The organism is Alcanivorax sp. (assembly GCF_040119285.1).
Lineage (GTDB): Bacteria > Pseudomonadota > Gammaproteobacteria > Pseudomonadales > Alcanivoracaceae > Alcanivorax.
The window spans coordinates 1-8,677 of the sequence record NZ_JBEDTY010000005.1; the positions used below are offsets into that span (position 1 = coordinate 1).

Genomic DNA, 8,677 nt, shown 5'->3' on the forward strand with positions numbered 1-8,677 from the left:
TTGAGGGCTGGCAGACAAACGCGAAAAATAGCGCAAAAACACTCTCAACCTATTGAACTACTGATTTTTTGGTCACCCAACCTCCCGAGTACATGCCATTCTGGCCGATAAGCGGAACTTGGCCTTGTTGTCGACCCCGCATACTCTACCCGACTGGGGACTGACCTTAGCGGATGCGGATTGCCTGGAAGACGTCGTGCCGAAGACCGGGCTGGTTTCGAGTGAAGATGCTACAGCGTTGTGGAGCGCTCGGCGCCAGCTTTTTTAAGCCGGTTGCCGGTCACGGTGCAAGGGTGTCTACCAGGGCGACAATACGCTGAAGGCCTCCTGTCTCTGAAAAAGTGAGGAGTTACCTGTCTCACTGGAAGGAGAAGTTCCTTAGCTGGCCTCGGAATCCGCGTGATGTTGCATATTGATCTGGCGCAAGCCTGATCCCAGATCAATGTGTGACTTATGTTGGCCTCAATGATTAGCTTACGATTTACTGTTACTGAGTCAGCAATAGCAGGACAGCGATATGGACCCACAAATCCCTCGAGATCAGTTTCCTTTCACCAGTGCTCGGGTGGCAAGGCGCTGGCGCAAGTTTACTGGATGAGCGCTTGAAAGACCTTGGGGTTACCCAGGCTCGATGGTTCACCATGGTCTGCCTGCAGCGTGGTGGTGGAGGATTGACCCAGCGGGAGTTAGCCCATTTGATGACCATCGAGAATCCGACATTGGTCCGCCTGCTTGACAGCCTCGAGGAGCAGGGTATGGAGGCTATTCTCTGTGCTGCGGTGCACGGCATCTTTGCCGAGGCTTCGGATCAGTATCTTTTGGCTGCGGGTTTACAGTCTCTGGTGACCACCAACACCATTCCACACAGTACCAACGGTATTGATGTCAGTGAGTTGCTGGCGCCACCGATCAGGCATTTTCTCAATCAGGACAGGAGTAAGAGTCGATGAATATTACATTCCTTGGTGGCGCAGAGACGGTTACCGGATCCAAGTTCCTGATTGAAGCGGGGGAGACGCGGGTTCTGGTTGATTGTGGTTTGTTCCAGGGTTACAAGTGGCTGAGAAAGCGCAACCGGCAGCCATTGCCGCTGGATATAGAATCACTGGACGCAGTGCTTCTGACCCACGCCCACCTGGATCACTCGGGCTATATACCTGTGTTGTACAAGCAGGGGTTTCGAGGGGCGGTTTATACCCACCACGCTACCCGTGATTTGAGTGAAATACTGCTGGCTGATAGCGGCCATCTCCAGGAAGAGGAGGCGCATTACCTCGGCCGCCATAAACTGAGTAAACATGAAACTCCGGAGCCTCTGTATGACCAGGATGATGCGGACGCCTGTATGGAGTTGTTTCAGCCGGTAGACTTTTACGAAGAAGTCCAGCTCGGTGATATACGCTTCCATCTTCGGCCGGTTGGGCACATTCTCGGTGCTGCCTGCATCATTATTGAGACGGAAGGTAAACGCATCGGTTTTTCCGGCGATGTTGGGCGCCTCAACGATATTTTCATGAGGCCACCTGCGCCTCTGCCAGCTCTGGACATGCTGATGCTGGAGTCAACGTATGGCAATCGTCGCCACGACGATGCGGACCCGTTGTCGCAGTTGGCAGACATCGTTAATGAAACCGTCGACAAAGGGGGCAATATATTGATTCCGGCCTTTGCTGTGGGCAGGGCGCAGGTTTTACAGCATATGTTCACTACCCTGATGAAGGCGGGGCGAATTCCAGTGCTTCCAATTTACCTCGATAGTCCCATGGCAATCGATGTTTCCGAGATTTACTGCCGCTACGAGGATCAGCACCGATTGAGCAGTTCCGAGTGCCACGAAATGTGTAGCACCGTTCATTACAGTCGCAGTGTTCAGGACTCCAAGGCGCTGGCTGGCCAGGCATACCCCCACGTAATTATTGCCGGCAGTGGCATGGCAACAGGTGGACGCATACTTCATCATTTCAAGCGCCTCCTGGGCCAGCACCGCACAACTGTTATTTTCGCCGGCTATCAGGCCGGGGGAACACGAGGGGCCAAGATGATTGGCGGAGCGGAAAGGATCAAGATCCACGGTGACTGGTTTCCTGTCAAAGCCAGATTGGAAGTGTTGAGTGGGCTTTCCGGACATGGAGATTTCACAGAGATCGAACAGTGGCTGGCTCAAAGTGACTTAGCCCCCGAAACGCCGATCAACTTGATTCATGGAGACCCTGATGCGCTGGAGGCCATGAAGGATCACTTGCGTCAGAACACCCGGTTTGAGGTGGAGGTGGCAGGCTACCAATCCATTTTGCGTCTTTGACGATGCCCTGACGGCCATCTTCGAGGGCGACCTGAATGAGCCGCTTAAGATCCGGCAACGACCTTGCTCGCGGCGGCTGCCGTGTGCTAGAGTGGGCGATCTCATTGGCTGGAGTGAGAGGCAGTGGCCCTGAACCCGGCTCCAACCTGAACAGTAATGTCATAAGGAGTGTTTGGTGAAATCCCAATCCTGGCTCTGGTCTCTGATAGCGGTGTTGGTGCTCGCCGGCGGTTCTTATGGGGTTTTTGTTCTGCTTGGGGAAGAGCCCTTGCCGCAGGGAATCGTCTATGGCAATGGCCATATCGAGGGGCGGGAAGTGCGGATCGCGGCCGAAGTGGCCGGTCGGGTCATCGAGCACCATCTCGCGGAAGGCAGCAAGGTTTCGGCTGGCGACACGGTAGCCGTGATCGACCCCGCCGATGCCAGAGACCGCCTGCGCTCGGCACAGGCCGAGCTGGCCTCGGCGCGGGAAGTCCGTGACGGCTTCGACAGCCAAATCACTACCTGGCGTCATCATCTCAAGAATGCCGAGAAACAACGGCAGCGGATCCGGGACTTGCGGTCCCGCAATCTGGCCAGCTCGAGTGATCTGGATCAGGCGGAAAATGCCGTCAGTGAGGCCCGGGGCCGAATTGAGTCTCTCCAGCGGCAGAAGGATGCCGCCGAAGAACAGGTGGCTGCAAGGGCGGCGCAGGTGGCACTGGCTGAATCGCAACTGGACAAAGCGGAGGTTGCCGCGCCGCTCTCCGGAACCATTCTGATCCGGGCGGTGGAGACGGGAGAGGTTGTCGATACCGGCCAGCCGCTGGCCACGATGGTGAATCTGCAGCAGCTCGAACTCAAGGTCTATGTCCCCGGTGATATCCTCAACCGGATCAGCTTGGGGGATCCCGCCAGAATCCGCGTGGACGGTTTGCCCGGGGACTTTTCCGCCAAAGTCGGCAGGATTGACGATTTCGCCCAGTTCACCCCCCGCGATGTCCACATGCCCGACGAGAGAGTTCGGATGGTCTATGGCGTTACCCTGGTGCTGGATAATCCGGCCGATGCTCTGAAACCGGGTATGCCGGCAGATGCCTGGATTCGCTGGGATCCGGACGCCGAGTGGCCAGCGACCCTCTCGGTTCCGGCGCGCTGAGCCGTCATGTCTTCCCCGGAACCCATCGTCGCCAAAGGCCTTGGCCGCCAATTCGGAGACAATGTTGTCATCGAGCCACTGGATGTTTCCGTTGATCGCGGCCAACGAGTGGGCATTGTCGGTGCTGATGGCGCTGGCAAGACGACGCTGTTACAGATGTTGGCTGGCATCCTGGACCCCACTGTGGGGGAATGCCGGGTCCTGGGCTTCGATACCCGTCGTGAGGCCAAGCAGGTTGCTGCCCGGATTGGCTATATGTCCCAGGGATTTACGCTTTACGATCGACTCAGCGTCAAGGAAAACCTGAGCTTTGCCGCTCGCATCCGGGATGTGCCCGACGAACTCTATCGGGAGCGTTCAGAAAGGTTGCTATCCATGTCGGGGCTTGGCCGCTTTACTGACAGGCCCGCCGCCAAACTGTCCGGTGGCATGCGGAAAAAGTTGTCGCTATGTACCAATCTGGTCCATGAACCGGAGCTGCTGATCCTTGACGAACCGGGGCTCGGCGTCGACCCCCTGTCCCGGCGCCATCTCTGGACCATGCTCGACCGCTTCCGGTCGCAGGGCCTGACCATGGTTGTGGCTACCTCCTACATGGACGAGGCGGAGCGCTGCGACAGGATACTGCTGCTGGAACAGGGCCGCGTTCTTGCGGATGGGTCGCTGGAAGAGCTGCTGAGGCCCGCCGCCGGAAGGGTGTTCACTGTAAATGCTGGAGATACCGGACGAGGCTTGCGGGAGTTGTCCGGCATCCTGGCTCAAATTGACAGCGTCCATTCAGTGCAGTGGTTGCCGGATCACCTGCGACTGGTGATGAACGCGGACATCGCTGAAAACCAGCTCGCCGAGTTATTGCCCGAGGGAACCCACCTGGCGGCGGCCGAGCCCCGGCTCGAGGATCTGTTTGTGCTGCGGACGGACAGGAGGGCCGGCGAGCAGCAGTTTCCGGAATTGGCCCGGCAAGACCGGGGAAAAGGGGAGGGATTGGCGGTAAAAGGTCTCAGCGTCCACTTCGGCCATTTCAAAGCCGTTGACCGGGTGAGTTTCGACGCCCCGTCCGGTGAGCTGCTCGCCTTGCTGGGACCCAACGGAGCGGGCAAGACGACCCTGATCAGGGCGCTGTGCGGACTTGTTACTATCGATGAGGGCAGTGCTGAGGTGGCTGGGCTGAGCTCCGGTGGGGGCAGCGCCGCATTGCGCCGACAAATCGGCTACATGTCGCAGCGATTTTCCCTCTATCTGGAATTGACTCCCCGCGAAAATCTGCGCTTCTTCGCCAATGCCTACGGCCTGGCCGGAGGCGCGGCGCGGGCTGCGATCGACTGGGCCAGGGAAGTAACGGGGCTGACAGATATTCCCGACAAGCTCACCGGTGATCTTTCAAGTGCCTTGCGCCAGCGTCTGGCGCTGGCCTGCAGCCTGCTTCACCGGCCCCGGGTCTTGTTCCTTGATGAGCCCACCTCGGGTGTCGATCCCGTCGCCCGGTACCTTTTCTGGCGGGTTATCCGTGAGCTGGCCGCCAGCGGTATGACCGTGCTGGTCACTACCCACTACCTGGAGGAAGCGGCCTATTGTGATCGTTTGGCGTTAATGCTGGACGGGCGGCTGCTTGCACACGGTAGCCGATCATCGCTGAATCATTCGCTCGGCCTCGAAGCCGACGCCACGGTGGAGATGCTCTTCACGGCGGCCATAGAACAGGCGGGAACGGCCAATTCCCGGGCGTTGGGACCATGAAGGCTCATCGGCTTGGAGCCCTCATCGTCAAGGAAAGTCGCGAGCTGATTCGCGACCCGGTTACCATTGCGTTGGCCGTGATCATGCCGCTGATCATGCTTTTTCTGTTCGGCTATGCGGTCAATTTGGATGTGGAACAGGTTGCCGTGGGCATTTACGATCTGGACAACACGCCGGCAAGCCGCGACCTGTCAGCCCGTTTCGACAGCTCGCGGTATTTTCAAATAGAGCAGAAAACGACCGATCTCCGCGATCTGGAGTCGGCACTGCAAAGCTCGACCATCAGCATGGGCGTGGTGATTCCAGCCGGCTTGGCCCGGCAACTGCTCAGAGGCGACGAGGCGCCTGTCCAGGTGATCGTGGACGGCGGCTATCCTGTTCTGGGTCGATTGGCATCGGCCTATGCCGAGGCGGTAATCGCAAATTTCCCCGCCCCGCGTCAGAGCGCCGTCCGGGTCCAGGCCAGGGTCTGGTTCAATCCCTCCCTGCGCAGCGTCAATTTCGTCATCCCCGGGTTATTTGCCGTGATCCTGATGGCGTTCCCACCCCTGCTGACCGCCCTGGCGATCGTGCGTGAGAAAGAGACCGGTACGATTGAGCAGATCTATGCATCGCCGGTCACCTCAACCGAGTTTGTTGTCGGCAAGCTGGTGCCCTACGGTCTGGTGGCTTTCCTGGAGATTCTTATGGTCATGGTGGTGGGGTTTGCCTGGTTTCAGGTCCCCATTGCCGGCAGCCCGATACTGCTGCTGACGTCCGCTTTCGTTTATGTGCTGACCACGGTGGGTATCGGCCTGTTGGTCTCATCCCTGGTCCGTACCCAGTTGGCGGCCATGTTGATAACGCTGATTGTCACCTTGATGCCGTCGTTTTTGTTTTCCGGTTTTCTGTTCCCTCTGTTCACCATGCCTCTTGCCCTGCAACTGTATAGCTGGCTTTTCCCTGCCGGTTATTTTATGGAAATCTCCCGGGGCATCGTACTGAAATCAGCCGGCCTTGAAGCCGTTCTGCCAAATCTGATGATGTTGATCGTCTATACGGTCCTGGTATTTGTCTTCGCGGCCTGGCGAATGAAGCAGAAGGTGGCCTGATGGGAATTGCCTTATTTGGTTTGTTGCGCAAGGAGCTCGTGCAGTTCTTTCGTGACCGGTTGATACTGACCCTGATACTTTGGCTTTACACCATTGAAGTCGTCATTTGTGCCGTTGCGCTCAGTTTTGATGTAAGCCACCTGCCCCTGGCGGTGGTGGACGAGGATCGCAGCGCCTTGAGTCGCTCGTTGATCCAGAAATTTGCGGTGAGCGAAACCTTCGACCTGAAATTTCAGGAAACCCGTGTGGCAACCGCCACTGACCTCCTGGAGAAAGGCGATGCCACCATGGTGTTGGTCGTTCCCGCCGGGTTCGAAGGTGCTCTTCTCGCTGGCAAGAGTGCTCAGCTCCAGTTGCTCCAGGACGGCACCAATTCCAACATTGCCGCCAATGCCGTCAATGATGCTCTGCAGATCGTCCAGCGCCAGGAGCGCGAAGCGCTCCCTGCTGCCGGGAAGAAGGGGGTCGCGGTACCCCTGATCCGTATCTGGTATAACCCCGATCTGACAACATCGGGTTTTATCGTGTTATCGATGATTGCTCTGGCCGGTATGATGGTGGGCGTTATTCACCCGGCCGCCTCTATTGTCCGGGAAAAGGAGCGAGGCACTATCGAGCAGCTGCTGGTGACGCCCATTTCCACCCTGGAACTGTTCCTGGCCAAGGTCACACCCACGCTGATCATGGGCGTACTGTCCATCTTTCCGAGTTTGGTGATTGCCAGAGTCTTTGATGTGCCCCTTCAGGGCAGTCTGCTTTTATTTCTGGTGCTGACCGCCATCTTTTTGCTCAGTGCGATTGCGCTGGGCGTACTGATTGCCGCCTACAGCCGGACCCTTCAGCAGGCGTTGCTGCTCTCCTTTTTCGGACTTTTCCCGCTGATGTTCCTGTCGGGCAGTTTGACGCCGGTAGAAGCCATGCCGCCTTTCCTGCAAAGCCTCTCCCTGCTGAGTCCACTGCGTTATTACATGGATATCATCGTCGGTATTTTCCTCAAAGGCGCCGGCCTGGCGGTTCTCTGGGATGAGGCTCTCGCCTTGCTGGTAATCGGTGTCACGCTGTTTATTTTCTCCCTTTGGGTCTTTCGACGCCGGGTACAATGAGATCGGTTGGGTGAGTGCCTGACGTTTGTCGCTACACGGCCAAGAGGATACGGCGCATAGGCATCAGGATTACCGTGATTATTCATTTTCATCAGTAACCTGAATCAATGGGATGGACTCCTCCTCACCTCACCGGCATCTACGTGCCAAAATGGTGAGTGATTTGGCGAGAGTCAGTGGGGCGATTTCATCCATGAACTCAACCATCATCCCTGTGTTGATTTTGCCGAGCGCAAACCGAACAACCAGCTGCATGTCGTCTACGATGGAACCCATTGGTCTCTTGACGAGTTAATGGAACTGATCAAAACCCACGGAGGCGGGTTGCAGGCCGGGTGGTGGACCCAGCGGAAACTGGCGTGGTGTCGGTTTACAGACGACAATGTTCGGGCCAACGCAAAACATGATCCGTTTTGCTGTTCCAAAATCCCACCTATGAAGCGTAAATAGAAACGACAATAACCGGAGGTTGAATGAGCAGGGAGCAAGACAGAACCACTCGCTATCAGGAAGGCAGTCTCACCCTGCCAGGAACCGTCATGCTGGGTACCGGCGTCATGATAGGCGCTGGTATTTTTGCGTTGACCGGACAGATGGCACAGATGACGGGCGTTCTGTTCCCCCTGGCGTTTCTGGCGGCCGCCGTGATCGTCAGCTTCAGTGCTTATTCCTACATCAAAATTTCCGATGCGTACCCGTCTGCGGGCGGTATCGGCATGTACTTACACAAGGCCTACGGAAACCGGCTGCCGACCGCATTTAACGCCTTGCTGATGTACTTTTCCATGGTGATCGCCCAGAGTTTTCTGGCCCGCACGTTCGGCTCCTACACCATGCAGCTCTTCGGTGGCGACGAAAGCGGGCGAATGGTGCCCATTCTCGGGGTGTCACTGATCCTGGCAGCGTTTCTCATAAATCTGCTGGGTAACCGGATGATTCAGGGTGTGGCTTCCTTTATCGGCGTCCTGAAAATCGGCGGCATACTGATTTTCGGGTTGGTGGGGGTATGGGTCGCCGACTCCATATCGGTTGACTTCTCGAATCCCGGAGAGGCCGGAACTGTGGGCAACTTCCTTGGAGCAACCGCGCTCGGAATTCTAGGGAGACTCTGAATAAGTCTCAAAATCAGCGATAATACGGTCATCGTTAACTGCACAGGATTCGTTGCCACCATGGATCAGATCACCTTCTCCGAAGCCGAGTACCAGACCAAGAAGCGTAAAACCCGCCGCGAGATTTTTCTGGAACGGATGGACAAGCTGATTCCGTGGAAGCAGTTGGAGAAGAAGGTAGCCCTATATTACCC

Annotated in this window: 7 protein-coding genes and 1 pseudogene; 7 read left to right on the forward strand and 1 reads right to left on the reverse strand. The window is 57.0% G+C overall.

Annotation, left to right across the window (positions count from 1 at the left end):
* The first annotated feature begins 602 nt into the window (after positions 1–602).
* The 6 genes from ABNH10_RS02890 to ABNH10_RS02915 all read left to right on the forward strand — a co-directional run bounded on the left by ABNH10_RS02890 (position 603) and on the right by ABNH10_RS02915 (position 7,371).
* Positions 603–950, forward strand: coding sequence for a MarR family transcriptional regulator (locus ABNH10_RS02890; protein WP_227497755.1), 348 nt, complete (start codon positions 603–605; stop codon positions 948–950).
* Complete coding sequence (locus ABNH10_RS02895) at positions 947–2,302, forward strand: MBL fold metallo-hydrolase (RefSeq protein ID WP_068812469.1); 1,356 nt, start codon at positions 947–949, stop codon at positions 2,300–2,302. Before ABNH10_RS02890 ends, ABNH10_RS02895 begins: the two co-directional genes overlap by 4 nt.
* 175 nt (positions 2,303–2,477) lie before the next feature.
* Entirely contained in the window at positions 2,478–3,440 is a 963-nt protein-coding gene (locus ABNH10_RS02900) for an HlyD family secretion protein (protein ID WP_276783114.1), read from the forward strand.
* Positions 3,441–3,446: 6 nt separating this feature from the next.
* Positions 3,447–5,177 (forward strand): ATP-binding cassette domain-containing protein, encoded by a 1,731-nt coding sequence (locus tag ABNH10_RS02905; protein ID WP_276783112.1) that lies wholly within the window; start codon positions 3,447–3,449, stop codon positions 5,175–5,177.
* Positions 5,174–6,268 carry an ABC transporter permease gene (locus tag ABNH10_RS02910; RefSeq protein WP_276783110.1) on the forward strand — a complete coding sequence of 365 codons (1,095 nt, stop codon included), beginning with the start codon at positions 5,174–5,176 and terminating at the stop codon, positions 6,266–6,268. Before ABNH10_RS02905 ends, ABNH10_RS02910 begins: the two co-directional genes overlap by 4 nt.
* On the forward strand, positions 6,268–7,371 hold the full coding sequence (locus tag ABNH10_RS02915) for an ABC transporter permease (RefSeq protein ID WP_276783109.1): 1,104 nt from the start codon (positions 6,268–6,270) through the stop codon (positions 7,369–7,371). The genes ABNH10_RS02910 and ABNH10_RS02915 overlap by 1 nt, the downstream gene beginning before the upstream one ends.
* A gap of 129 nt (positions 7,372–7,500) precedes the next feature.
* Here the strand turns inward: ABNH10_RS02915 and ABNH10_RS02920 are convergent, their stop codons facing one another.
* Positions 7,501–7,647: a hypothetical protein gene (locus ABNH10_RS02920; protein WP_008172239.1), complete on the reverse strand. Its 147-nt coding sequence runs from the start codon at positions 7,645–7,647 to the stop codon at positions 7,501–7,503.
* Between the two features lie 197 nt (positions 7,648–7,844).
* Here ABNH10_RS02920 and ABNH10_RS02925 point away from each other — a divergent pair.
* A pseudogene (locus tag ABNH10_RS02925) lies at positions 7,845–8,471 on the forward strand (APC family permease); the annotation flags it as partial.
* Positions 8,472–8,677 lie beyond the last annotated feature (206 nt).

Bases quoted from the DNA above. Each gene is read 5' to 3' on its own strand.
- ABNH10_RS02895 (WP_068812469.1), top strand. From the start codon at position 947: ATGAATATTACATTCCTTGGTGGCGCAGAGACGGTTACCGGATCCAAG.
- ABNH10_RS02905 (WP_276783112.1), top strand. From the start codon at position 3,447: ATGTCTTCCCCGGAACCCATCGTCGCCAAAGGCCTTGGCCGCCAATTC.
- ABNH10_RS02910 (WP_276783110.1), top strand. From the start codon at position 5,174: ATGAAGGCTCATCGGCTTGGAGCCCTCATCGTCAAGGAAAGTCGCGAG.
- ABNH10_RS02915 (WP_276783109.1), top strand. From the start codon at position 6,268: ATGGGAATTGCCTTATTTGGTTTGTTGCGCAAGGAGCTCGTGCAGTTC.
- ABNH10_RS02920 (WP_008172239.1), bottom strand. From the start codon at position 7,647: ATGGGTTCCATCGTAGACGACATGCAGCTGGTTGTTCGGTTTGCGCTC.